Annotated in this window: 22 protein-coding genes; 13 read left to right on the plus strand and 9 right to left on the minus strand. The window is 42.4% G+C overall.

Translation table 11 applies throughout. The features are described 5' to 3' along the window. Positions 1-31 precede the first annotated feature (31 nt). Together CPIN_RS04830 and CPIN_RS04835 are read left to right on the plus strand one after the other, a co-directional pair. Complete coding sequence (locus tag CPIN_RS04830; RefSeq protein WP_187294743.1) at positions 32-1,192, plus strand: DUF4221 domain-containing protein; 1,161 nt, start codon at positions 32-34, stop codon at positions 1,190-1,192. Positions 1,193-1,225: 33 nt separating this feature from the next. Then, complete coding sequence (locus tag CPIN_RS04835; RefSeq protein ID WP_044217895.1) at positions 1,226-2,368, plus strand: DUF4221 domain-containing protein; 1,143 nt, start codon at positions 1,226-1,228, stop codon at positions 2,366-2,368. 141 nt (positions 2,369-2,509) lie between these two features. On the opposite strand, the gene CPIN_RS04840 is transcribed toward CPIN_RS04835, so the two are convergent. From CPIN_RS04840 to CPIN_RS36335, 3 genes are all read right to left on the minus strand, one after another. After that, the gene (locus CPIN_RS04840) at positions 2,510-4,618 is read right to left on the minus strand and encodes a protein kinase domain-containing protein (RefSeq protein ID WP_012788656.1); all 2,109 of its coding nucleotides are present in this window, start codon (positions 4,616-4,618) and stop codon (positions 2,510-2,512) included. Positions 4,619-5,455: 837 nt separating this feature from the next. Further along, positions 5,456-6,208: a hypothetical protein gene (locus CPIN_RS04850; RefSeq protein ID WP_012788658.1), complete on the minus strand. Its 753-nt coding sequence runs from the start codon at positions 6,206-6,208 to the stop codon at positions 5,456-5,458. Positions 6,209-6,275: 67 nt separating this feature from the next. Next, on the minus strand, positions 6,276-7,256 hold the full coding sequence (locus tag CPIN_RS36335) for a helix-turn-helix transcriptional regulator (protein WP_012788659.1): 981 nt from the start codon (positions 7,254-7,256) through the stop codon (positions 6,276-6,278). A gap of 655 nt (positions 7,257-7,911) precedes the next feature. Here CPIN_RS36335 and CPIN_RS04865 point away from each other — a divergent pair. The 3 genes from CPIN_RS04865 (at position 7,912) to CPIN_RS04875 (ending at position 10,468) form a co-directional block, all read left to right on the plus strand. After that, a complete protein-coding gene (locus CPIN_RS04865; protein ID WP_012788660.1) occupies positions 7,912-8,343 on the plus strand; it encodes a response regulator transcription factor in 432 nt (143 codons plus the stop codon). Between the two features lie 58 nt (positions 8,344-8,401). After that, complete coding sequence (locus CPIN_RS04870; protein WP_012788661.1) at positions 8,402-9,871, plus strand: sigma-54-dependent transcriptional regulator; 1,470 nt, start codon at positions 8,402-8,404, stop codon at positions 9,869-9,871. A gap of 114 nt (positions 9,872-9,985) precedes the next feature. Continuing rightward, positions 9,986-10,468, plus strand: a complete 483-nt coding sequence (locus CPIN_RS04875; RefSeq protein WP_012788662.1) for a low affinity iron permease family protein — start codon at positions 9,986-9,988, stop codon at positions 10,466-10,468. An 89-nt stretch (positions 10,469-10,557) separates the two neighbouring features. Here the strand turns inward: CPIN_RS04875 and CPIN_RS04880 are convergent, their stop codons facing one another. From CPIN_RS04880 to CPIN_RS36340, 3 genes are read right to left on the minus strand one after another with little or no spacing between them, the layout of a single operon-like run. Further along, positions 10,558-11,991, minus strand: coding sequence for a hybrid sensor histidine kinase/response regulator (locus tag CPIN_RS04880; protein WP_012788663.1), 1,434 nt, complete (start codon positions 11,989-11,991; stop codon positions 10,558-10,560). 3 nt (positions 11,992-11,994) lie between these two features. After that, positions 11,995-12,450: a response regulator gene (locus tag CPIN_RS04885; RefSeq protein WP_012788664.1), complete on the minus strand. Its 456-nt coding sequence runs from the start codon at positions 12,448-12,450 to the stop codon at positions 11,995-11,997. Then, a complete protein-coding gene (locus CPIN_RS36340) occupies positions 12,443-13,831 on the minus strand; it encodes a sensor histidine kinase (protein WP_012788665.1) in 1,389 nt (462 codons plus the stop codon). Before CPIN_RS36340 ends, CPIN_RS04885 begins: the two co-directional genes overlap by 8 nt. A gap of 453 nt (positions 13,832-14,284) precedes the next feature. On the opposite strand from CPIN_RS36340, the gene CPIN_RS04895 reads away from it, so the two are divergent. From CPIN_RS04895 to CPIN_RS04910, 4 genes are all read left to right on the plus strand, one after another. Continuing rightward, positions 14,285-14,626 carry a hypothetical protein gene (locus tag CPIN_RS04895; RefSeq protein WP_012788666.1) on the plus strand — a complete coding sequence of 114 codons (342 nt, stop codon included), beginning with the start codon at positions 14,285-14,287 and terminating at the stop codon, positions 14,624-14,626. Positions 14,627-14,657: 31 nt separating this feature from the next. Then, positions 14,658-15,311 carry a YciE/YciF ferroxidase family protein gene (locus CPIN_RS04900; protein ID WP_012788667.1) on the plus strand — a complete coding sequence of 218 codons (654 nt, stop codon included), beginning with the start codon at positions 14,658-14,660 and terminating at the stop codon, positions 15,309-15,311. A 75-nt stretch (positions 15,312-15,386) separates the two neighbouring features. Beyond that, a complete protein-coding gene (locus CPIN_RS04905) occupies positions 15,387-16,253 on the plus strand; it encodes an SDR family oxidoreductase (protein WP_012788668.1) in 867 nt (288 codons plus the stop codon). A 16-nt stretch (positions 16,254-16,269) separates the two neighbouring features. Continuing rightward, positions 16,270-17,331 (plus strand): DNA topoisomerase IB, encoded by a 1,062-nt coding sequence (locus CPIN_RS04910; RefSeq protein WP_012788669.1) that lies wholly within the window; start codon positions 16,270-16,272, stop codon positions 17,329-17,331. Positions 17,332-17,418: 87 nt separating this feature from the next. Here CPIN_RS04910 and CPIN_RS04915 read toward each other — a convergent pair whose 3' ends face one another. After that, positions 17,419-17,766 (minus strand): hypothetical protein, encoded by a 348-nt coding sequence (locus CPIN_RS04915; protein WP_012788670.1) that lies wholly within the window; start codon positions 17,764-17,766, stop codon positions 17,419-17,421. Positions 17,767-17,859: 93 nt separating this feature from the next. On the opposite strand from CPIN_RS04915, the gene ku reads away from it, so the two are divergent. The 3 genes from ku to CPIN_RS04930 are packed head-to-tail and all read left to right on the plus strand — an operon-like array spanning position 17,860 to position 21,735. Next, complete coding sequence (gene ku, locus CPIN_RS04920; protein WP_012788671.1) at positions 17,860-18,654, plus strand: non-homologous end joining protein Ku; 795 nt, start codon at positions 17,860-17,862, stop codon at positions 18,652-18,654. After that, positions 18,651-21,236 carry a DNA ligase D gene (ligD, locus tag CPIN_RS04925; protein WP_012788672.1) on the plus strand — a complete coding sequence of 862 codons (2,586 nt, stop codon included), beginning with the start codon at positions 18,651-18,653 and terminating at the stop codon, positions 21,234-21,236. The genes ku and ligD overlap by 4 nt, the downstream gene beginning before the upstream one ends. Positions 21,237-21,291: 55 nt before the next feature. After that, on the plus strand, positions 21,292-21,735 hold the full coding sequence (locus CPIN_RS04930; RefSeq protein ID WP_012788673.1) for a hypothetical protein: 444 nt from the start codon (positions 21,292-21,294) through the stop codon (positions 21,733-21,735). A 1-nt stretch (position 21,736) separates the two neighbouring features. Here CPIN_RS04930 and chrA read toward each other — a convergent pair whose 3' ends face one another. After that, positions 21,737-22,930 carry a chromate efflux transporter gene (chrA, locus tag CPIN_RS04935; RefSeq protein ID WP_012788674.1) on the minus strand — a complete coding sequence of 398 codons (1,194 nt, stop codon included), beginning with the start codon at positions 22,928-22,930 and terminating at the stop codon, positions 21,737-21,739. Between the two features lie 220 nt (positions 22,931-23,150). Here chrA and CPIN_RS04940 point away from each other — a divergent pair, with 220 nt between their 5' ends. After that, positions 23,151-24,188, plus strand: coding sequence for an alpha/beta hydrolase (locus CPIN_RS04940; protein ID WP_012788675.1), 1,038 nt, complete (start codon positions 23,151-23,153; stop codon positions 24,186-24,188). Between the two features lie 71 nt (positions 24,189-24,259). Here CPIN_RS04940 and CPIN_RS04945 read toward each other — a convergent pair whose 3' ends face one another. Continuing rightward, positions 24,260-25,216: an isopenicillin N synthase family dioxygenase gene (locus CPIN_RS04945; RefSeq protein ID WP_012788676.1), complete on the minus strand. Its 957-nt coding sequence runs from the start codon at positions 25,214-25,216 to the stop codon at positions 24,260-24,262. Positions 25,217-25,240: the final 24 nt, after the last annotated feature.

Here is a 25,240-nt window from a genome sequence, read left to right on the forward strand (position 1 = left end):
TGAATAATTTATTAAAATTATGCCATTCAAAATGAAAAGAATTTGTTATACCCTGACAATCATTTTGGCGATTGGATTTATCGTAACTGGATGTAATACTTCATCTGAGCCACCACAGTCTACTTATAAATATGTGCCTCCTGATTATTATAAAGTTGGCTTAAGATACACGACTGATACAATCCATTTGAAACTGTCGGACAGTGCAAGTAGTAAGATTTTATCGTTAAACATTTTTTCGCAAAAAGGTAGAAATTACCTTGCTTCATTAGATAAGCGAGCGTCTCTAAGTATATATGATTTGGGCACCAGAGATCTTATTAAACGAATGGTGTTAAAAGATATGTTTTTTGATCATGACGTATATCACCCTTCCGCCTATATGTTGGGATTTGATAGCATTTTCATAGTTAATCGTAACAGACTATACTTATTTGATACCAGTGCCGCGAAAAATAGATCTATTGAATTTTTGGCAAACCATCCAAGTTCCTGGGCTCAATTTGAAGGGGGAAACCCGCTTGCTGTCAGGGATGGAAAATATTATACCTCAGTTAGACCAATAGTAAAAGAACGTGATATAGAGGAAGTGAAAAAATGGAAACTTCTTTATCAATTTGATTTTAGTGATAAGACTTCTCAACTTTTTTATAATCTTCCAGACAAATTTCAAAGTGATATTTATGGATCCAGAATGCTCACATCTAGTTTTTGCATTAATGATAAGGGAAGATTCGTAGTCAGTCTAGCTGCAGATACAAATATATATGAAACAGATTTGCAAAAATATCATTATAGCCATTATGCCAAAAGCTGTTTTCATGAAAAGGATGTTTTCCCCGTTACTAAGAAGGATCTTCTAGAACGTAGCGCTTATGAAAAATACCTAACTAGAGATTCCTATGGTGCAATATATTTTGATCCCGTGCGCAAAAGATATCTCAGAGTTGCCCGACAAGCGCTAACGGAGGACGATTATGATGCCTTTCGCTGGAACCGACCTCAATCTCTGGTTATTTTCGATAGCCAATTCAGAATAATTGGTGAATCAAGTATTCCATTCAATGTTAGGTTAGACCAATTGTTAATTACTCCTAATGGTGATATTTACGCGAGGGTTAACGATGAAGATAAAAGGAATATCCATTTTGTTAAACTGGTTTACTATGATTTGGCATCCGCTGCCAGGTAACACATTATTTGACCATCCACTATGAGAATTTGTATGACTAAATCTTATGCCATTTTGTTTTTGTTTGGATTCGTTTGCATTTGTGGTTGTAGCGAACACGAAGACACAAATAACAGCGAGTATGTATCTATTCAACCACAGTATGATAAAATTTCCTTACAACCAACAAGTGACACTATTCATTTAGCGCTAGATGATAAATCTTTTAGTACTATCAGGTCTGTCAATTCGTTTCAACAAGATAGCGTTGTCTATCTGGCTATACATGATAAAAGATTGGAAAATATTAATATATATGAGGCGCTAACTGGCAAAAAAGTTAAGAGAATTAAGTTAAAAAGATATTTGGACGACCAGATTTATAAGCCAAGTTCTTTTACTAAAAATTTTGATAGCATCTATGTTTCAAATTATCAATCACTCACACTTTTGGATAGTTCGGGAAAGGTAAAGGCAAAATATGATTTTGTTGATGATCCGCCCTTGTCTTGGTCTTTAATTGGTAACGATAATCCGGTTTATAGTAAAGATAACAAGCTATATACTGCTGTCCGAAACAATGTTAATGAAAAGTCTTTAAAAAAGATACAAAAATGGAAGCTGTTTTATGAATATGATTTGAGCACCGGTAAGGCAGAACTTCGCTACAATTTTCCGGATAAGTTTAGGCATTCCATTCATGGTTACCGGTTTTTAAATTCGAGTTACTGTTATAATGATAGTGGTAGATTCGTGATCAGCTTCGCTGGAGATTCACTCGTATACGAAACTGATTTTAAGGGATACCATAAATCTTACTATGCAAAAAGCGTTAGTCAGACAACTGTTTTGCCTGAAATAAAAGCGGATGAATTTTCGGATGAGAAGGCCTTTGAGAATTTCTTGTTTACTGACGCTTATAGTTCAATTTTCTACGACAACTCAAAAAAATACTATCTGCGTATTTTTCGTCAAAAGATTACGAAAGCTGAATATCAATCAAAGCAATGGTCGGTAAAACAGTCAGTAATAATAATGGATCAGAATCACGCAATTATCGGTGAAGGGGCTGTTGATCCAAATATTTGGCTGGAGTCGATATTCTTTATGCCGGATGGCAATATATACGCAAGAGTGAATTCGAAAGATGAATATGCGCTTCATTTTGTGCGTCTGGAATATGTTTCAATAAATTAAATTAGCGACATCGTCAGATAAACGAATTAGAATTTTCTATACTAACAGTTTTAAAGCAAGCGGGTTAAACATTTATTTAAATGTTAACCTGCTTGCTTTAAAACTGTTAGTATTTTGATAAAAATGCCTTAAAGAAGCGTTTTAAAGACTCGAGTAATAATTAACGAGGAAGTGTATAATACCTCCGTTACCAGTCATGAAATTCGCTACCGGTTGTCGTTCCCTATCTGTCAACCAATAGTTTCCATGAATTGAATCATCTTTTCCTAATTGCATAACTAAGTTCGCAATCCAATCTGCCCGATCCTTCCAGATATCATTTTTTAGCACACCTGCGAATTTGAGATAGATATCTCCAAGTCCTGATAAGCCACCGCCATAACTTAAATTGTTATGTATTATTTGCGGTTTAATCGCCATTAAGATTTTCTGAGCGTAATCCTTATATTGTGAAGCCCCTAATACTTCGTATGCTTTTAACAATAGGAGTGCTATTCCAGAATTGCCGTCTAAAAAGTTGTATTTTAAAGCTTTCCCAGATTGTGATTTCCAAAAAATATAATCTCTCTTCACTTCCGCTGTAATCATAAGCTGTCGTAGGCCTTTTTCAACTGCAGAAAGAACGTGATTATCTTTTGTGAGTTTTAAATATTCAATAAGGAATAAAAGAATCCCGGAAGAGCCCTTTGATATTGAAACATTCAATAACCGTTTACTTTCACCTTCACTTGTCCAGGTTCCATTCTTTTCCTGCGCAGCGAGGATCCTATGTACGTATTCCGAAGCTGTAGTCATTAGGTAACTAGTATCAAGGGTATCTTGCAAATTAAGCATAGCTAAGCCTTGACCAGCGATCCCGTGAGAAAGATTTAATGATGAATTTTCTGGATTAATCAGCTCTTTAATCCATTGTCTATATTTAGCATCGTCTGAAATAAGAGATGTTTCGATAGATTTTCCAATGGTGAATGCAATACCTGAAGATCCAAAAAGCAGACTTGGATTTTTAGGAGTTGTTGAATTAATATACTTTTCTTCAATCGACTTCATGCCAATTTCGACATATGGCTTAGTAGATTCGACATTGAACCCATGTTGGTATGCATTGCTTAGTGTATATATAATTCCAGCGGCCCCCAAACCAAAACTAGCATACCATGCCTTATTGATTTTGTTTTTATCGTTATTTATTTCTTCGGCGTGTAGATTTTCGGAAAACCAGCCTTTTGTTTCATCCGCAAATAATGGACTAGACAAAGTATTAATCGTATTCTCTATCGTGGCTTTAATTTCATCCTTATTTATTCGACTCAAGGTCGTGTTTAAATAGCTCTCTTTTCCTGACTTTAGATCCTTTTTATAACTAGTTAGTTCGTCAGAAATTTCTTGAAGAGAGGGTCTCTTCGACGGATCCTGATGTAAACAATTGGATAATAAATTTGCTGTTTTACTGTCTCGGATCAGTAAATTTATTTTTGACTGTACATTTTCAGTCGAACAGTTCATCACCTTGAGTGGGTTTATTCCCGTAATAGCTTCGAACAATATCGCACCAACTGAATATATATCGTCTTCTTTAGATGGAGATGACTGATTCTTTTGCTGCGGAGACATATATCCGAATGTGCCTAATTGAAACGGAGGTACATCCGGATCTTTTAAATAATAAGAAAGTTCCATGTCTATTGCACAGACCTTCTCACCAGGTGTCACTATGAAATTTGCTGGTGTTACATCCCTGTGAACATAATCCAGCTCATGAAGCTTTTTTAGAAACTTTGCAATCTGATCCACATAATCAATCATCGACCATTCGGTGATTTCTTTATCCGCATAAAATATGGCCAATGAATTTTTTCTGATCTTTAATTGATTCAGCAGCGATTTCCCTTTAATATACTCTATTACCAGATAGTAATTATTATTCTCCTCAAAACTCCCCAACAGCCTCGGTATCCTCACTAAATCCTGTAACTCCCTATGTAGTTTCTGCTGCCATATCAACCGGTCTTTTATATCTCTTCCCTCTCTATCCTTCGAATCTCCATAAGTTCCTTCCTTTATTACACAAAGACCAAAATTTGTAATCCCTTTGATATAGAAACATTTTACTACATCATTTTTCAGACTTTCTTTTAAGCTCTTTATAATGATATAATAGTAGCCAATTCTATTGCCGCTCTTTTTTTCGGATTTCTTTTTCTCCAGGAGACTGGGATCGTCGACTATAATTTCGGTAAGCGCTTCCATAAGCTTGAGTATTTGTTTAGAGAAATTGTTGTTGGTACTATTGAATGGTTATATCCTTTCGGCCAGGACTCTTTTGTTAATAAAGGACGTTATGAAACTGCCTTCTTCTTCGTAGTAGTAGCTTTGCCTATACTTGCAGTATTTTATAGGCGCACCGAAGTCTTTCATTAAATTCAGGTACTCGTATGTCTGAGCGCGGGAAATACATAGTTTTTCTGCAAGCTCGCCGGCGGTGCCTGTTCCTTTTGTTTGAATGAGACGGTCTATCCGTTTAATTCTGTCAAAAATGTCTGTAGTCATTTTGAGTGTAATTATGCGTTTTAATGATAGGTAAAGTCTCTGCGAGTATAGACGTGGATTAAGTTAAGATCTATGATCTAGTTCTTCAATAAGCGGGATTTTCATATGGCGTTTTAGTCATCCCTGCAAATAAGTATCATAGACCGTCTACCTGTAGAGCTTTAGTTGACGGAGATAGATAATGCTGTTTTGTATCACGCCTGAGATTTTCTGTCAGGCAAGAGAATGCTTGTAATTAAATTTTGCGGTTATAATTATGCATGATGCTGGGTATTTTTATTATTGTTACACAGGGAGTCGAACAATAGGTGTTATTGTTCAAAACGTCTGTTTAGCAGCCTATTTTGTGCGTAGATATCTTTTATTTGGATTAACGTTTAGGCATTGAATCGGGTTAACCAATCAATTAGAAGGTTTCGTCATTAGGAAGATAATAAGCTGTCTCTATATTAAAGTTAGGTTAAATTAAATCTCACAAATTATCCCAAGCGGCATATTTACTTATCCTACGCGTCTTTCCCCGCGCTCACATTTCCATCATCCTCCGACAACGGTACCATTACACCAATCCACTAACGCTATTTGAAACTTTTCTGTCAGCAGTGAAAACTCGTCATCGACATATTCAAATTCCCGCAGACACAAAGATGTGATGATATCATTTTCAACGATACCATAGTAAACATGACTATGCGAATGAGTCAGAAATGAAGCATGAATAACCCCCTGTGATTCTACACCCAATGTTCCCCGGGCACTGACAGAGATGAGATCGCAGAATTCATTCATGGGGATATGAATTGCCTGTAGAGGAATATTGCTGCGGGTATAGGGGGAGGGATATCCTACCAGGTTATTCCCTGTCTCTAAAATTTTGGTAATCTCTCCTAAGTCCGTCTCAATAACAGGCATGAGATCTATTGGCAGAAACTGCAACTGCATCCATTGATTAATATGAATGGTCTCTGAATAGATCCCCGGTATAATGACCGGCAAGGTATCTGCGTGAGTTGGAACTAAGGATCGCTGATTGGAGGTATCAAAGTCAGTTTTTCGCTGAATGGTCAGCGTTAACTTTTTCGAATAATGGAAATCATCACCCGAGACAGGGTTCGCTGTTATTACCTGCCAGGGTTCGCCGTCTAGAGTTAGTACGGTGGGTTTATCAAACACTTCCGGTAATTCATCTTTCAGCATTTTTCGTTTTGAGAGTATCTGATTGGAAGTGGCGTCAACAAACGTAACATTGATCTTCTTGGGGAACAATGTGAGTAGGGTTAAGTAATTCATACAGAGAAGTTACAAAAACTGTCTCAGCAGAAATTATCCTGAGCGGCAAAGTTACTTATCCGTAGCGTCATTCGCTGCCGCCATTACGCCGTGTTTCGCTGGGTGTTTCTTCGAAGTAATTTTTATAGACTTTAGTGAGGGCGGAAGGGTTTTTATAACCTACGATGTAAGCGATATGTGCGATGCTGATTGTTTCGTTGATACAGAGATTACGTGCGCGTTCCATGCGGATCTTTAGTTGGTACTCGGAGAAGGACATGCCACAATATTTTGTGAAACTGTGTCTTAATTTGGATTCACTTATATAATAGGTGGCGGCGAGCTGGGAGATCGTCAGTTCTTTGTCGAGGTTATTACGGATAAATGTTTTGATGGTATTAAAGGTGAGGTCGGAACTGGGAGGGAGGGCTTTGTTATCCTGGTGTTCAAGTATGAGAATAAGTAGTTCCTGTAGTTTGGCGGACAACCACGAACGTCGTAGGCCTGAATTAACAATGCTGTATTTGAGTTCGTGATTGAGCGTATGGAGTTTATCCCAGATGATACCGGCAGTAGGAGTGAGGAGGGCGGGTACCTCTCCATCTATTTTTGACAACCATTTGGAGACCATGGCAGAGTTTAACGTATAATAAGCCAATAAATCCCTGCTGAAGGAATAATGTTGCACCTCGTATATGCCAGGTGTGAATACAGATGCCTGTTGCTCGCCTATTACATGGAAACAGCTGTATTGACCCTGTAACAAGGTAACGACGCTGTCGTAGTGCATAATATTAATGCTGCCTCTTACCATACAGCAGACTGTACTTAAAGGTTCCTTTACTTTAGGGAGTAGTTGCACCGGTTCTTTCACGATAAACAGGTTATTACTCATACTACACCCATTCGCTACCGCCGTATGATAAATAATATCCACTGCAGGCGAAGTCACCAGAACAGGATCGGCAAAGTCACAGCGATAGGCTGCGTATTGTGATGGAAGCTGATGTGTCACTTTAATATGGTGCTCCGGAATACCGACTATACCATACTCTATAGTCACGTTCATATAGGTAAAGTTTGCTTTGAGGGATGTTGGCAAGGAAGACTCAGGTCAACAGACTGGGTTAAAGTCAACGGTAATATTCGCCAGAATGGCTGGGAGTGCAAAAAAAAGCGGGTTAAGAAATTATTAAGAAAAGGAGCCAGGCTAAAAAACCTGGCTCTTCACTTAAAACAAGAAAACAACCTGTTAAAATATTTAACACCCGTGGAGTACACAGGTGTGGATTAAACATTTATTGGATATTCAAATGTAGACGCTTGGGAAGAGAAATCTGTGAATGAGATGTTAATGAAAAAAAATTGTCCCGGGATACTGCACCCGGGACAATGACTAAACAACAGCTATGAATGAAAATCTTAATTGTAGGTATAAAAGTTCAATTACTATACCATCTGTCAGAAGGGCGGTTTTCGTTGTGATTCATATCGCATTTAGTGGAGAGTCTACAGGTATTGTGGAAATAATTCCACAACTTTGCAGGAAAGGGATTTATTGTTCCTGTGAAAATCATGGGTTTGGTAATGGATTGATATTTGAAAGATAAAGAAATAGGTATTTAGGAAGGATTAGGGTGGATTTTAGGCGAGCACATCGGCTTTATAAAAAGAATACATCTACAAGTATTTGATAATCAATTTTTAATGGAATAAGTGAAAGCATGGTACAGCATATAAAAACGGATGTGGACCACCCGTCCGACAAAATATTGACTACTGAGGGGAAAAAAGGATCGTTTATTCTGATCATAGATGATGAACCTGATATCTGTAAACTATTGCAATTAAGCCTGGTAAAACATGGCTATAAGGTGAAGTACGTACATGCTCTCACAGAAGGTATGCAATACTTACAGCAACAACAACCTGATTTGCTTTTCCTCGATATACATCTCCCGGATGGTTCGGGTTTAGAAGCCCTTCCAGCCATCAAAAAGAAATGTCCCGCACTGCCGGTCATCACCATCAGTGCTTACGATAATGGAATGGAAAAGCAGAAAGCACTGAATGCCGGCGCCAGTTACTTTATGGCAAAACCATTCAATGTGACGAATCTGGATGAACTGATGAGTAATATGTTAAGCCAGAAATAAGTAGGTGATTAATTTGTAAATTTAAAAACGCTGTTGTCTAACACCACATATAAATATTATGAGAAATATTCTGATAATTGACGATGAGATCAATATTTGTACGTTACTAAGCAAGTTTTTAGGTAAACATGGCTTCAAGGTGGACACTACCATGAGTGGTGCGACTGCATTGAAGATGATGAAAGAAAAAACTTTCGATCTGGTGTTATGTGACTACCGGTTAAAAGATACCGATGGCGCACAGCTGCTGCAGGATATCCTGCAAATCAACCCACGTACGATCGTTATCATCATCACCGGGTATACCGACGTCAGAGTCGCAGTGGATATGGTGAAGAATGGCGCGTATGACTACCTGTCAAAGCCACTTTATCCGGATGAAATATTAAACCTGGTACATAAGGCATTTGCACATATGGACGCCGAACGTGAACGTGAGTCGTCTATGCCAATGCGTACCGTAAGTGCTGCTCCCGCTGCCAACGGCGCTTCACAGCCAGCAGATGATGGCGGTGCAGACGGTGAAATGCTGGATAAAAGTCATAAGTACGTATATGGTGAGAGTGTCGGTGCAAAAGAACTGTTCCGCCAGATTAAACTCGTAGCACCAACTGATTACAGTGTAATCATCTTCGGTGAAACAGGTACGGGTAAGGAATCTGTAGCACATCTCATTCACCATCACAGTAAACGGCATAATCAGCCGTTTGTAGCGCTGGATTGTGGTAGCCTCTCTAAAGAACTGGCAGCCAGTGAGCTGTTTGGTCACGAGAAAGGCGCATTTACCGGTGCTATCAATACAAAGATCGGCGCCTTCGAACAGGCACACGGCGGTACGCTGTTCCTGGATGAGGTAGCTAACCTTTCTTACGATATTCAGGTAGCCCTGCTGCGTGTGATCCAGGAAAAGGTCATCCGCAGAGTAGGTAATCTGAAAGAAATTCCGATCGACGTACGTATCATCGTAGCGTCCAACGAGAAACTCTCTGAGTCAGTAGCAAAAGGCCGCTTCCGTGAGGATCTCTTCCACCGCTTCAACGAGTTCACTACTTATATTCCACCACTGCGTGAAAGGGTAGAAGACCTTCCGTTGTTCGTTGATGCATTTATGCGTCAGGTAGAAAGAGAACTACAGAAGAATTGTGGTAAGATCGCCAATGAAGTATGGGAATGTTTCAGCCGGTACAACTGGCCGGGTAATATCCGTGAACTGAAAAACGTGATACGCCGTGCATGTCTGCTTACGCCGGAGCATGAGGACATTACTTTGTCCACATTGCCGCTGGAAATGAAGGAGTCATTCTCACAACAACCATATGAGGAAGATCACCAGGTAAATATGTCCGGTGAACTGATCTCCATCACAAATGAAAACGATCTGAAAACAGTTGCTTTGCAGGCGGAGTACAACAAGATCATTAACGTACTCAAAGAAGTGAAGTATAACAAGACGAAAGCAGCGCAACTGCTTAACATCGATCGTAAGACCTTATACAACAAATTAAGGTTGCTCAATATTAATTACTAAGCGATATCAATATAATGTTTGTTTAATATTCAATCAGTGGCCTGCTTTCCAGCAGGCCTTTTTTATGCTGCACGGTATACTATTTGCATTTTTAAGAACATAAAACCGTGCATTATGGATTCGCAAAATAACCTGCAACAGACAAACAACGACGATAAAAAAAACTCAAACTTCTTTGAGCGATTTTCCAGCAAAGTCGCTCAGGCCACCGGTTCTCCCTGGGCATTCTTTATCGCCATGGGTGCAATCCTGGTGTGGGCAATAACAGGCCCTGTTTTCCACTATTCTGACACCTGGCAACTGGTTATCAATACCGGTACGACCATTATCACATTCCTGATGGTATTCGTCATCCAGAAGTCCCAGAATAAAGACTCCAAGTCCGTACAACTAAAATTAAATGAATTGATTGCCGCCAATAAAATGGCGAGTAACCGGTTGATCGTAGTGGAAGATCTGTCAGAGCAGGAACTGGATACACTGCATAATTATTATTGCAGACTGGCAGAAGAAACGAAGAAAAGAATGGATATGAAAGAGTCGCATTCTGTAGAAGAAGCGATAGAGAATACAGAAGAGAAACTGAAAGAAGTATAGGTTGGATATTAGTCTGACTATACTTATCCTACGTTAATGCTGCGTTTATTTCGGAGTATTAACGTAGGATAAGTATAATCAAAAGAAGATCAGTTGGTTGGCAGTACGATCGTAAATACACTTCCTTCTCCCTCTTCACTTTCTACGTGTACCGTTCCCTTGTGATTCATAATGATATTCTGTGTACTGGTTAAGCCCAGACCGGTTCCTTTAGGTTTATTAGTAAAGAACGGATCAAACAAACGGCTTTTTGTTTCCTCCGGAATACCAGGCCCATTATCACCGATAGTAATAATGGCTTTATCTCTTTGTTTGGTCGTCTGTAAAGTAAGCAAGCCTTTACCTGGCGTCATCGCCTCTACCGCATTGATGATAATATTCAGCAGTGCAATTACAACCTTATCTTCATCTGCCGGAATCAGCACATCCTGCTTCACATAGTCTTTCCTGACACTGATCTCATTCAGTTGCAAACGGTCCTGCGCCAGTGCGAGTGCCTTATCGGTCAGTTCATTCACTCCATGCTGATGCACATTCAGTTCGATCATCCTGGTAGAATGCAGCAGTTCGGTAATCAGCTGATTGATACGGGTACAGTTACGTTCGATGATATCAACATATACCTGGCTATCTTCCATACTGACAGGCTCTCCCTTAAACTGGCTGACTGCCAGCAATATGTTGGTAAGCGGGTTTCTTACTTCGTGTGCGATCACACGTGCAATACGACCGGTTACCACAAATTTCTGCTGCTGTTGTTTTTCCAGTTCCTCTCTTTTTCTTTCTGTGATATCCTGTACAACGCACAGGAATATCTGTTCTGCGTCGTCCAGCATCACCGCACTCACCATCACGTCCAGTTTCTTTCCGTGTTTAGTGACAAAGTTATACTCTGTACGCAGACTGGAATCTTCTCCGCAGATATGATCAAAGAAATGTTTACTCTGTTCTTCCAGGAAGAATAACTGCTTGAGATTTAAATCCAGCATTTCCTCTTTACTGTATTGCAGCGTCCTGATAGCAGAAGGGTTCGCATCAATGACGTTCTTATCGCAGTCGGCCAGGATGATCAGGTCATGCGCCTTTTCGAATACACCGAAGTATTTCTTTTCATTCTCTTCGATGATCCGCAGGTGACGCGCTTCATCCAGTGCATAACGTATAGATCTTTCCAGCAGATCGGCGCTGATTTCCCCTTTCACAAGGTAGTCGGATGCACCTGCCTGCATGGCCTCCTTATCAATCGTATAATCACCTTTACCCGTCAGCATGATCACCGGCGCTTTGTATTCCAGTTGCTGAAAATGGTGAAGGATATCGATCCCTGTATAAGGGCCAAGACGGTAGTCAGCGAGGTAGATATCATGTACCTTCCTGTCTATTTCTTCTACTGCTTTGGAGTAAGTGGGCGCCCAGTCAAGCTGGTACTGGCCCGGAGAAATGTCCTGTAATAACTGGCTGACGAGATAAAAATCATCTTCATCATCGTCTATCATCAATATATGTACGGGTTGATCTGTCATTCTCTAAACATTTGGCAGTTCTGCTATTTCGAACCAATATTGTCCTAACACGCGGGTAAATTCCACGAGGCCCGAATAGGTGACCGGTTTTATAATAAAGCTGTTTACACCCAGCTCATAACTGTTAATAATATCTTTTTCTTCCATGGAAGTAGTCAAAATGATAACAGGGATACTCTTAAAAACGTTGTTTGCCTTCAGTTCGCGTAATGCCTCCCTTCCGTCCTTTTTAGGCATATTCAGGTCCAGCAGGATAATCTGTGGAAAAGGGTGTAGCGTTTCATCCGCATAGTGACCATCCCGCTTTAGATAATGCAGGAGGTCCTCGCCGTTTTCCACAAAACTTATGTGGTGCTGTGTACTGTTTTCATCAAAAGCTGCCTGGATCAGCTCTCTGTCATCAGCATCATCATCAGCAATAAGGATGCTAATTTTTCCGGCAGTTTTAATTTTATTCATTGTAGAGGGTTTGTGTTAGTGGTAATTCGATAATAAAGGTCGCGCCTTTGCCAGGTGATCCCAGTGCGGTGATGTGTCCATGATGGCTGTCTATTATTTTTTTACAAATGGCCAGTCCGATGCCGGTACCGGAATATTCGCTCATGCCGTGTAACCTTTGAAATAACAAAAAGATGCGCTCGGCATAAGCCGGGTCAAAACCTATACCATTATCTTCTATATATATACGGCATTGATTATTTTCCTGTTCAGCCCTGATATTGATCACCAGCTGTCTGCCGGGATCCGCAAACTTGATCGCATTGGTAATGATATTCTGAAATAACTGGTGAAATGCGGTCGGCATACCCTCAATGACTGGCAGCTGTGCTATATGGACCGTCGCTTTTTTCTCCTGTAAACTCACTTCCAGATCGCCGGTAACCTCCTGCAGGACCTGCGTCATATCCACCTTTTCAATATGCTCGGGTGTAATACGTCCGGCGCGGGAAAAAAGCAGCAGGTCGTTGATCAGTACACGCATTCGCCCTACGGCGCCTACCATACGTACGATCAGATCCGATGCTTCCTGAGGCAATTCGCCTCCGTACTTTGTCTGTAAGCGGTCGCTAAAGGTAGATATTTTACGTAAGGGTTCCTGTAAGTCGTGAGAGGCTACGTAGGCAAATTGCTCCAGTTCTTCGTTGGATTTATTGAGTAGTTTGATATTCTGTTGCAGATCATGCTGATAGGATTTCAGGCGGGATTCGATATGCAATTGCAAGCGGAATTCCCGTGTCAGAGTAACGTAGGAATAGATACCTATCAGGATAGCCATCAGGGAGGAAATAAAAATCACCGGTATCCAGATGGCGGAGAAAAAGTCCTGTAACCGGGATTTCTGGTGCAGTTTCGCATTTTCGATGTGCAGCATATCCTGGACTTTCAGGTCTATTTTGTCCATCCATTTTTCCCCTTCCTGTACGGCACTCGTGTCAGTTTGACGCACAGACAGTTTGGCTTCACCAGCAATCAGCTGCTGGTATTTCTTTTCCAGCAGTTTTTTCAGGGTATCCAGGTGCAATTGCTGCCGGCGGCTGTCAGCCGTAATACGACGCAGCAACATATATTCTTCTTCTATCTTGATACTTCGTTCCTGCATAGTGGGGCGCAGGAAAGTGGTATCCTGCGTCAGCCGGTAGCCCCGCAGGGCCGATTCCGCGTCCTTCAGCTGTTTGGTGATCACTTCCAGGCTTTTTGAGATTTCTATCGTCTGATTCATCCATCTGGCATTATCCAGTAATGTTTTCGTTACCAGAAAGGAACATATGGATGCGACGATGATCACAGTAAATGCGATAAAGAATCCCAGTCTGATCTTCTTTTGTACAGGTATATGCATTTTTCCCGCTGATTGTGTGGTAAGCTTTCTAATTTACGTTAATTACATGATAATCAGAAGCCAGTAGGGCTCCTCTTTCACAGGTAATCTCTGCACGTATATCCGGTTATAGCTGTCATATGCATACAAATATTGTGCTATGTATATCAATTCCACTTATAATTTTTGAAATAGTATCCATCAATTTCCACATTGTGAAATGCATATTCTACAGGCACTCCGGTCGTGGCTGCTAAAGTGCTTCATATATGCATTCATGTGACTTCATTGTGTCTGTAACGCTTTGCTGTAAAAGGATTGAAGTGTGTTGTAGTATACGTGTAATCCGTATATCGTGGCATTTGCAGGTTACTGGAATGAACTTTGTTTTTTCAATAAAGCAAAATACGTTGAAAAACATCGCGATACAATTGCTCACTGTTCAAGGAATCGTTCACCCAAAAAACTAATCTTATGCAATACTATCATACGGCGGCGGGAAATCCGAATCCGGGTGGGGTACCGGAAAAGCAACCCATTCCGCAAGAGGAGCCTCCAAGGCCAAACAATCCGGAAATAACGCCTCCTCCATCTCCGCCAGGTCCACCGCCTCCGGTGCCCAATGAGATACCGGATCATGATATAAAACGTACGCCTCCCGATCCAAAGGCTGAAGAAGAAAGGATAGAAGTAATGGCAGAACAGGACAGAGAGGATGTACAGGAAAGGTCGCCGGATCTTTTCCCCGACAAAGATCTCATGGAAATAGGCCACACGTACGATGAAGAGGATACAAAGGTCATTCCCGAAGAATAATATTACTAATCATTATTAAACTCCAAATAACATGGCAACAAGAACTCAAACCAAATCAAAGACATCCACTCAATCCAGATCTACAGGAAGAAGCGCTGCAGGCAACAAATCCGTTACCGGCTCACGTACGGCTCCTAAATCATCTTCCAGTTCCCGCTCAAAAAGCAATAAAGGCCAGAACGAGGATATGCCAAACTCCAAATTTCATGAACTCTTTGTTGATCAGTTAAAAGACATTTACTGGGCTGAAAAGAATCTTGTAAAGGCATTGGGTAAAATGCAGAAAGCGGCTACTTCTGAGGAGCTGGCAGAAGCCATCGCAACTCACCAGGAGCAGACACGCGGTCAGGTAGAAAGACTCGAGCAGGTATTTGAGTCAATCGGTCAGACAGCGAAAGCTAAAAAATGTCCTGCTATGGAAGGGCTGATTGCGGAAGGACAGGAAGTGATCGAGGATACAGAGGAAGATAGCGCTGTACGCGACGCAGGTCTTATTATCTGTTGCCAGAAGATCGAGCATTATGAAATCGCATCTTATGGTAGTCTGCGTACACTTGCAGGAAAAATGGGACATGAGGAAGCTGTACAGTTACTGGAACAGACGCTGAATGAGGAGAAAGAAACAGATGTACTGCTTACCCAGCTTGCTGAATCTTCTGTAAATGAAGAAGCAGCTGCTGAATAAGTTTAATGTATAAATGAGAACCCTAAGGCCTCTGCATTTTGATATGCCAGGGGCCTTTCTTAAATCTGGAAAAAAATGCAGAAGTCAGAAGATAAAAAGCAAATAAGACCGGAGCAGGAACAACCGCGCCAGCCAGGCATAGAATCGGAAATGGAACCCAAACCGGTATTTGAGAAAAAGGAAGGTCCTGTAGGTAAACTAATGGACAGAGTAGCCCTTATTACCGGTGGTGATAGCGGTATCGGAAGGGCAGTAGCGGTAGCTTTTGCCAGAGAAGGGGCAAATGTTGTTATTGCCTACCTGGATGAACACGACGATGCCGCATTGACACAGAGGCATGTAGAAGAATATGGACGTAAAGCATTACTGGTGCCGGGGGATTTATCTGATGAAAAACACTGTGCAGCTGTTGTGGCGAAAGCAGTAGATACTTTCGGCAGACTGGACATTGTCGTGAATAATGCAGCGGTACAATATCCACAGAAAAATCTGGAAGATATTACTGCGGAGCAGTTACAGAAGACTTTCGCCACCAATATCTTTTCACAATTCTATATTTCAAAGGCAGCCCTGCCACACTTGAAGGAGGGCGCTGCTATCATCAACACGACTTCTGTTACTGCATACAGAGGCAGTGGGCATCTCATCGATTATTCCAGCACGAAAGGAGCTATTGTCAGCTTTACCCGCTCTCTTTCATCTACGCTGGCAGAAAGAAAGATCAGGGTAAATGCGGTAGCGCCCGGACCTATCTGGACACCATTGATACCTGCCACCTTTGATGCGGAACATGTAAAAACCTTCGGTTCGGACGTGCCTTTGAAACGCGCGGGAGAACCTGTGGAAGTAGCTGCCAGTTATGTATTCCTGGCCAGTGATGACGCCAGTTATATGACAGGACAGGTGCTGCATCCCAACGGGGGAGAAATCGTGAATGGCTAGTGTAAAATACTAAATTATGGACCTGCTTGCTGAAGCAATGGCTACTGCCAAAGCTGTTAAACTACGTTATGTGAAGTCTGGTACCACGGGATATAGCCGGGAAAGGGTTAAGAGTGGCTTTCGGTACCGTGATCAGCATGGAGATATTATCAAAGATGAAGAGGTGCTGAAAAGGATCCGCGGCCTGGTATTACCTCCCGCCTGGGAAGAGGTATGGATCTCTCCATATGCAAACGGACACCTGCAGGCAACAGGTATCGACGCCATGGGCAGAAGGCAATATCGCTACCATTCCACCTGGGCAAAAGTACGTAATGAAACGAAGTACGACCGCCTCCTACATTTTGGGGAGAAACTACCGCAATTACGCGAACATATCACAGCTGCATTGCGTAAAAAAAGTCTTGATAAAGAGAAAGTTACGGCGATTGCATTGAGCGTTATGCAGGAAACGCTGATCAGAGTAGGGAATGCATCTTATGAGAAGTTATACGGGTCTTACGGTCTGACTACATTGCATACAGAACACGTAAAAATAGACGGAAATACGGCCTTTTTTAAGTTTAAGGGTAAGAAGGGCGTCATGCATAAAATAACGCTTAAACACGCCCAATTAGCCAAATTATTGCATAAGGTAAGAGATATTCCCGGACAGGAATTATTTCAGTATTACGAAGGGGAGGACCATAAGAGTCTAGACTCCGGAGATATCAACGAATACCTGAAACAATGGACCGGCGATGATTTTACCTGTAAAGATTTCCGTACCTGGTCAGGTACTGTGAATGCACTAAACCTGCTGGCAGATCTTACGCCGTTTGCCTCTGCACATGAATGTAAACAGAACCTGGTGCAGATAATAGACAGTGTAGCCGGCAAACTCGGTAATACAAGGGCCGTTTGTAGGAAATATTACATACATCCTAAGATACTTGAAGCGTATGAACTATGTGAACTGGAGCCTTACCTGGAAGAGTTGCGGGCAGGAAGAACGGAGGCATCCGAAGGAGGTTTGCATAACGACGAGCAGGTATTGCTGAAGTTTATGAAGGAACAGAAGAAACAGGGAAAAAATTAAGCATTAAAAATTAAGGATTAAGAATTAGCCCGATGCTAATATTCTTAATCCTTAATTTTTAATGCTTAATTTCTACTGGACAATATCTTATGCGAAGATCAACTGATCTTCTCTGTCTTCTACCGGTATTTTCTGGATAAATTCATCAAATCCGGCTTCCTCATGCGTGCTGTAAACGCCATAGGCATCCAGCACGTAGCCGATTTCGCCTTCCTTGTCCTCTATCAGGTATAATACGGACATGTCGGCGGGGTCTGACTCACCTTCAAACCGGTAGGTTTTGATGATCTTCAATTCCTCAGGATTGTAGATCTTTTGTTTCTCTATATTCTGCATTCTGCCATGATCACTCATTTTTAGTTCGTGGTCTAGGCCTTTTTCATGTAGTTTTTGCATCACCCGGCTAAGGGTGGTCATTTCGCCTGGCTTTTCCATAAACAAAGGTTTTTGTTACAGGATAAAATCCAAAACACGTGCCATGGCATATAGTTTGGTTTTCACTCATTATCACTACTAAATTATCTTTTTATGAGAGCTGTATGGTCAGGAACAATCGGTTTCGGGTTGGTCAATATACCCATCAAATTGTACAGTGCAGTGCAGGACAGCAGACTGGACCTGGACATGCTGGACAGGAAAGATCACGCCCATATAAAATTTAAAAGGGTGAATGAAGATACAGGCAAAGAAGTGCCGTGGGAACAGATTGTGAAAGGATACCTGTATAATGATGAATACGTCATCCTGGAAGATGAAGATTTTCAGGAAGCCAGTCCTGAAAAGAGTAAGATCATCACCATCGAATCATTTGTAGAACTGGTGGAAATAGATGATATCTATTTTGAAACACCCTATTTCATTGAACCGGATAAAGCCGGCGTTAAAGCATATGATTTGTTGTTGAAAACATTGCAGAAAACGGGTAAGGCCGGTCTGGGGCGTTTTGTACTCAGAACGAGTGAACACCTGGCCATTATCCGGCCAAGAGAAGATTATCTGATGTTGCAACAGCTAAGGTTTTCACAGGAAATACGCTCTCCGGAAGAGCTGTCTTTTCCTTCCAATACAAAAGTCAGCAAGAAGGAGCTGGATATGGCGATACAGTTGGTGGACAGTTACACGACTGAATTTGATATCAGCCAGTTCAAGGATACTTATCATGAAGAATTATTAAAGATCATTAAAGCAAAAGCCAGTGGCAAGCGCCGCACCGTTAAGAAACTGAAAGTGGTGCATACCAAGAGCAGCGATCTGTTCAGTCAGTTAAAGGCAAGTCTGAATACCTCCTCGTCAGGAAAAACAACTAAAAAACGTGCGTCATGAGTAGCTTAAAAACATATGATGAAAAACGGGATTTCAAACAGACTGCGGAACCTAAAGGTGCGAAGAAAAAGAGTGGTGGAAAGCAACACATTTTTGTCATACAAAGGCATCATGCATCACGTCTGCATTATGACTTCCGTTTGGAGGTAGATGGAGTGCTGAAAAGCTGGGCGGTGCCAAAGGGACCTTCTATGAATCCTGCGGATAAGAGACTGGCCATGCAGGTGGAAGATCACCCATATGACTATAAAGATTTTGAAGGTGTGATCCCGGAAGGGAATTACGGCGCTGGTTATGTCTATGTCTGGGATAAAGGCAATTACGAATTACTGCGGGAGGATGGTAGCAGCTTTGATAAAGAGGCAAATAAAGAGATCAGAGAAGGGGATCTGAAAATACGCCTGAAAGGGCGGAAAGTGAAAGGGGAGTTTGCATTGGTGAAGATGAAGAATTCGGAGGATAATGCCTGGCTGTTACTGAAACACAAAGATGACTATGCCGTAAAGGACGCTTATAATAGTGAAGATTTCACGCCGCAGCGCGTAAAGGACCGGGGCGTGAAGGAAAAAGAAAAAATGAAAGGCGCAGGTAAAAAAAAAGCAGGTCTCACAAAAGTGAAAACAGCGCCTCAAACAGAAAAAACAGTAAAAAAAAATAAACGGCAGCAGGAGCTTTTTACACCGATGATGGCCACCCTGGTAGACGCTCCTTTCAGCCGGGAAGGCTGGTTGTTTGAAACGAAATGGGATGGTTACCGGGCTATAGCAGATGTAAGGAAAGGCAAAGTGGAACTATACTCCAGGAATCATCTCTCCTTCAATAAGGATTACGCCCCTGTTGTAAAAGCTTTGGAAAGTCTGCAGCATGACGCTGTGCTGGACGGAGAAATCGTTATCCTGAAAAAAGACGGTACTTCCGATTTCCAGTCGTTACAGAATTATAAGAATGATCCTTCTGGCAATCTGGTGTATGTGGTGTTTGATCTGCTTGAGTTGGATGGAGAAGACCTGAAAGCTATGCCGTTGATCCAGCGAAAAGAATTGTTGAAAACGGTGGTGAAGCAGTTGAAGCGTAAGGACGTCATTTATTCGGATCATGTTATGGACAATAGTGACGCATTGTATAAACAGGCGAAGGAGAAAGGCTGGGAAGGAATCATTGCAAAGGAAGCAGATAGTCTGTATGCAGAAGGGAAACGTGCGATGGCCTGGCTGAAGATAAAGATCATCGATGAACAGGAAGCGATTATCTGTGGATATACTGATCCTAAGGGGAGCAGAAAGAAGATCGGTTCCCTGGTACTGGGTGTATATGATGATAAGCAGCAATTGCGATATGTGGGGAACTGTGGCGGTGGATTAAACGGGGCATTGATCAACGAACTATATGAGAAGATGCAACCACTGCGGCAAAAAACATCGCCTTTTGATAAAAAGATCAGGACAAATACACCGGTTACCTGGGTAAAACCGCAGCTGGTATGCCAGGTGAAGTTCTCTTCGTGGACAAGTGACAAGCAGCTACGGCAGCCGGTATTCCTTGGATTGAGGAAAGACAAACCGGCGGAGGAGGTGCATCAGGAAACTGCAAAACCTACAAAGATGGCTACTAAAAAAGCGGCAGCAACCGCTGCTCCGGTGAAAGCTACCCCTGAGAAAGAGCGGGTAGTGACACTCAACAGTAAAAAGGTACCGCTGACCAATCAGCAGAAATTATACTGGCCCGATGAAAAGGTGACAAAAGGTGACCTGATCGATTATTATATGGATATGGCGGATTATGTGCTGCCTTATCTGAAAGACAGACCACTCAGCCTGCATCGTTTCCCGAATGGGATCAAAGACGCAGGTTTTTATCAGAAAGATGTAGATACGGAATCCGCTCCTGACTGGGTGAAAACAGTCACCTTACATGCGGCTTCTGCATCCCGGGATGTGGATTACCTGGTTTGTAACAATGCTGCTACACTGGTCTATATGGCCAACCTTGGCTGTATTGAAATGAATCCCTGGTTATCGCGTGTGAAAAATCTGGATCATCCGGATTACATCGTACTGGACCTGGATCCGGAGAATATTGCTTTTAAGTACGTGGTGGAAACCGCATTGGCGATAAAGGAACTATTGGATAAGGTAGGTGTAAAGTCTTTTTGTAAGACGTCCGGGGCTTCGGGATTGCATATTTATGTGCCTACCGGCGGAAAATATAATTATGAAACCTGCCGGTTATTTGCGGAATATGTGGCCAAGCAGGTGCAACAGGAATTACCGAAGATTACCAATGTGATCCGTACGAAGTCTAAACGTAATAAGAAGGTTTATATCGACTATATGCAGAATAGTCGCGGGCAGACTGTTGCTTCACCTTATTCCGTAAGGCCGAAACCGGGAGCTACCGTGTCTGCTCCGCTGGACTGGAAGGAATTGAATGACGATCTTGCTATCAGTAATTTTACGATGGAGAATATGCGGGATAGAATAAGAGCCGTGGGGGATTTGTGGAAAGATATCGATAAGACGAAAAATGACCTGCGCAAGGCGATAGAAAAAGTGGAGTCGATAGCAGCAGCGCATGTGGAATAATAATTGTTTTACACCGTATAGCAGTTTGATTTTTAGAACCTAAAAATGAACCGTTATGCAAACAGTCAATCATCAACATCATCATGTTAACCTGGCTCCGGTGTATGGGATCATCATAGCGGTCATCTCTGTGGTGTTTACGGTTATCTTCTATTTCACCAATATGGCGGGCTATTTATGGACGGGTTACCTGGGTAATCTGCTGATGTTTCTCGGTGTATTGTTTTCCGTTATTCATTATAACAGTCAGCATCATGAGCGGACGTCTGCTATGGCATTATTTGCAATGGGATTCAGAACGACGTTATGGGCAATTGTAATTATCGCATTGTTTACCATTGTTATGCATTTTATTGCAGAATCGCAGACTGAAAACCCGAATTTCTGGATCTACCTGGCAGGTAATATCTTTTTTACGAATGCTGTATTGGGAATAGTAGCATCAGCACTGTCTGCAATGGTATTTAAGAAAAATCAGAAAACGACACGTCCGGAATAGACTATAAGAGCCAGCCTAATATCAGGCAGGCGAGCACTATAAAAGGAGATGGTATACGGGAAATGCATAGTACGGTCAGTGTGACGGCGGTTACTGCAATCGTATACCCGTTCTGTGGGATGGCCATGAAGAGTATGATCGTGGCTGCCCACATGATCCCTACTACTACGGCATTAATGCCTTCCAATGCCCGGTAAATAACCACGTATTTCTTCAGGTTATGCCATATCGGGAAGAAGAACAGGACCAATAACAAGCTGGGGAGGAAGATGGCCACAGGCGCCAATACGCAACCTAATAACTGGTAGCCGGGGCCGAGGTTACGCATGACCATACCGCCTACATATGCGGTGATAGAGAAGGTGGGGCCAGGTAAAGCCCGCATGATACCGGCTCCTGTCAGCAGCTCTTCAGCACTCATGAACTGCGTCTTGGCACGGGATACGTACTGTTCCAGCATCATTGCAATCAGGATATCTCCACCACCAAACACCAGACTACCGAAGCGGTAGAAGTTCTCAAATAAGTTAAAAGGGCGACGTGTGATCCAGTCGTGTGTACGGGCCAGCTCTGAGAAAAATCCTGCCAGGATGAACAGCAGGGCAAATAGCCAGATGTTGGTCCAGCGGATCTTTTTGGGCTTATCCTGAATATCCGGGATACGTTTATCACTGAAATTGGATACAATTCCCCCCAATATGATCAGTGAGGGAAAGGTCCAGGGAGATTTAAAGAAATAGGCAATCAGGAGGGACGATATCATGATCATCGTCGTTGCCAGGTTGCGTATACTGATACGGAATGCCCGCATACTTCCATAAATAAGGAAACCGACGGCCATTGGTTGTACGTACTTAAAGATATCAGTATTCAGCGCTTTCTGGTCGAAATACTGCAACAGGAAGCTCAGGGAGCCCATAAGTATACAGGCAGGGGCTATCCATATTAACAGGGTAGCTACGGCCAGCGAAATGCCGCCGCGTTTATATCCGATCAGTGTAAGCGTCTGGGAGGAAGAGGCGCCGGGCAGGAGCTGACAGAAAGCATTGTATTCCATCAGTTCCTGTTCTGTCACATCCCGTCTCTGGTGCACAAATGTTTTCAACATCATAGCCAGGTGACCCTGCGGGCCCCCGTATGCTGTGATGCTATGCATAAAAACAGCGCGCAGGAAAGGAATATGACGAAGAAACACGCTTTAGTATTTATTAGGCTGCCCGAATTTCAATAATTTCCTGACAATAACAAACAATAAAGCGACAAACTGTTGATTTTCTTCGGTTAAGCCTGTAACGTACAGGCATAATACTTGTTGTAGATTCTCAATACTTTGCAGGATATTGAATACTTCCCACCTCTATCTCGTAGCCTGTCAATTTGTTGATAATGAATGTTTTAATTCTAGAAGCAGTTTTATGAAGAGATTTCTGGTTATCCTATGCGTAACACTCTCACTGAACGTTCATGCTCAGTTATCATTCTACAACAGTGATGATTATTGGGCAAATTTTAGTTTTCAGTCAGATAGTGTTAAGACGGCGGCGACAGATACCTGTCTGGTTTTTGTGAGTAACAGGCACCTGTACAAGGATAGTTTACGCTTTGTAGATGAATATGTGGATACGTCAGCGTTGAAATATTTCTTTCTGCAGAAGCATGGTGGACAATGGAATGTATTTCAGACGCCTACGCTGGCGGATGCGATGCATTTATTGCCGGAAAAGCGGGATATTGTCGTTTATGCGGAGGGGATGGGGAAGATCTTTACGACAAATGTGGAAAGGGCATTGCTGATGCGGTCGCAATACCAGGTGAATGTGATTATGTTTGATTATGCCAGTATCAACACCACTTACCGGCCGGCGCGTAATTTCAGGTTTGCACGGGAAAATGCCCGTTTATCGGCGCCGCATTATTACCGGCTGCTCCGTGTTATACAGCAGGCCCGGAGGGAAAAAGAGGACTGGATGCAGCAGGTGAAGGTCTCTACGTTCTGTCATAGTATGGGTAATATTATATTGATGGAGATGATGAAAGTGCAGGATTATCAGCAATTGAATAATGAACCTTTTATTGATAATGTAGTGATCAATGCGGCTTGTGTACCCTCTAAAAAACACGCGGAATGGGTAGAGAACATACATTTTGCGAATAAGATCTATATCCATTATAATAAATCAGACTGGCAACTAAAAGGGGCTCATTTACTGACGCTGGAGGCGCAGTTGGGGGAGAAGCTTAAAGGGAAGCTGGCGAAAAATGCCAATTATGTCAATTTTCGGGAGCAGGTAGGCAGTCAGCATAGTTATTTCCTGAATTTTCCCCAGAATGAGTACCGTATGACGAATGAGATGAAGGATTACTTTGTACAGCTATTCAGCGGCAATACGGCTGTGCTGGAAGAATATAAGACGCTGGTGAAGAAGGAGGGCAACGGGACCAGTGTGAATTAAAAATGTAGTATAAATCAGCATATAAGAGAGAAAAGAAAAACGCTCCGTGGTGGAGCGTTTTCTGTTTATAGCTATTTTTTAAGACCGATTTCTCTCAGGCGTTCATCCAGGTATTCGCCGGCGGTGATTGGCTCATAAGCGAGCGGATGTTCCGCGGTTACGCAGCTTTCCAGTGCATTCAGCGGCATCTCAGATTTAGGATGCAGGAAGAACGGAATGGAATAACGGCTGGTATGCCACATCTCACGCGGTGGGTTTACCACGCGATGTGTAGTTGATTTCAGGCGATTGTTGGTAAGGCGTTGGAGCATATCGCCAACGTTTACAACGATCTGTTCCGGCAATGACGTTACGGGTACCCAGTTGTTCTGTTTGTCCAGGATCTGTAATCCATCTGCGGAAGCGCCTACCAGCAGGGTAATGAGGTTGATGTCCTCATGTTGTTCTGCACGGATGGCAGAAGATGGTTCTTCCGTAATAGGAGGGTAGTGAATAGCCCTCAGGATGGAATTACCGTTATGAATAAACTGATCAAAGTAATACTCGTCCAGTCCGAGGTAGATGGCAATCGCCTGCAGCAGGGCTTTTCCTGACGTTTCAAAACCACGGTAGGCATCAAAGAAAGTAGGCGTAAATGCCGGGATTTCTTTTACTGCCACGTTAGGTGGGTATTCTGCACCGATCGGGTCATCATCTTCTACTGTCTGGCCGAACTGGAAGAATTCTTTCAGGTCAGGCGCATCATAGCCCTTGGCGTGTTCTTTCCCAAAGGAGGTGTAGCCACGTTGGCCGGCCAGTTCAGGGATCTCATAAGACCGCTTGATATCGGACGGCAGGGTAAAAAACAGTTGTACGTACTTGTACAGTTTCGCAATAAGATCGTCAGAAATACCGTGATTTTTTACCGCCACAAAGCCTACTTCTTCGTAAGCTTTACCAAGCTGCTCCACAAAAGCTGCTTTACTGGCGGCGTCGCCTGAGGTGAAGGCGGCGAGGTCCACAACCGGAATGGAATGAGTTATTGCCATAGTAAATGAGTTTTACCTTACTAA

Source organism: Chitinophaga pinensis DSM 2588 (assembly GCF_000024005.1).
Lineage (GTDB): Bacteria > Bacteroidota > Bacteroidia > Chitinophagales > Chitinophagaceae > Chitinophaga > Chitinophaga pinensis.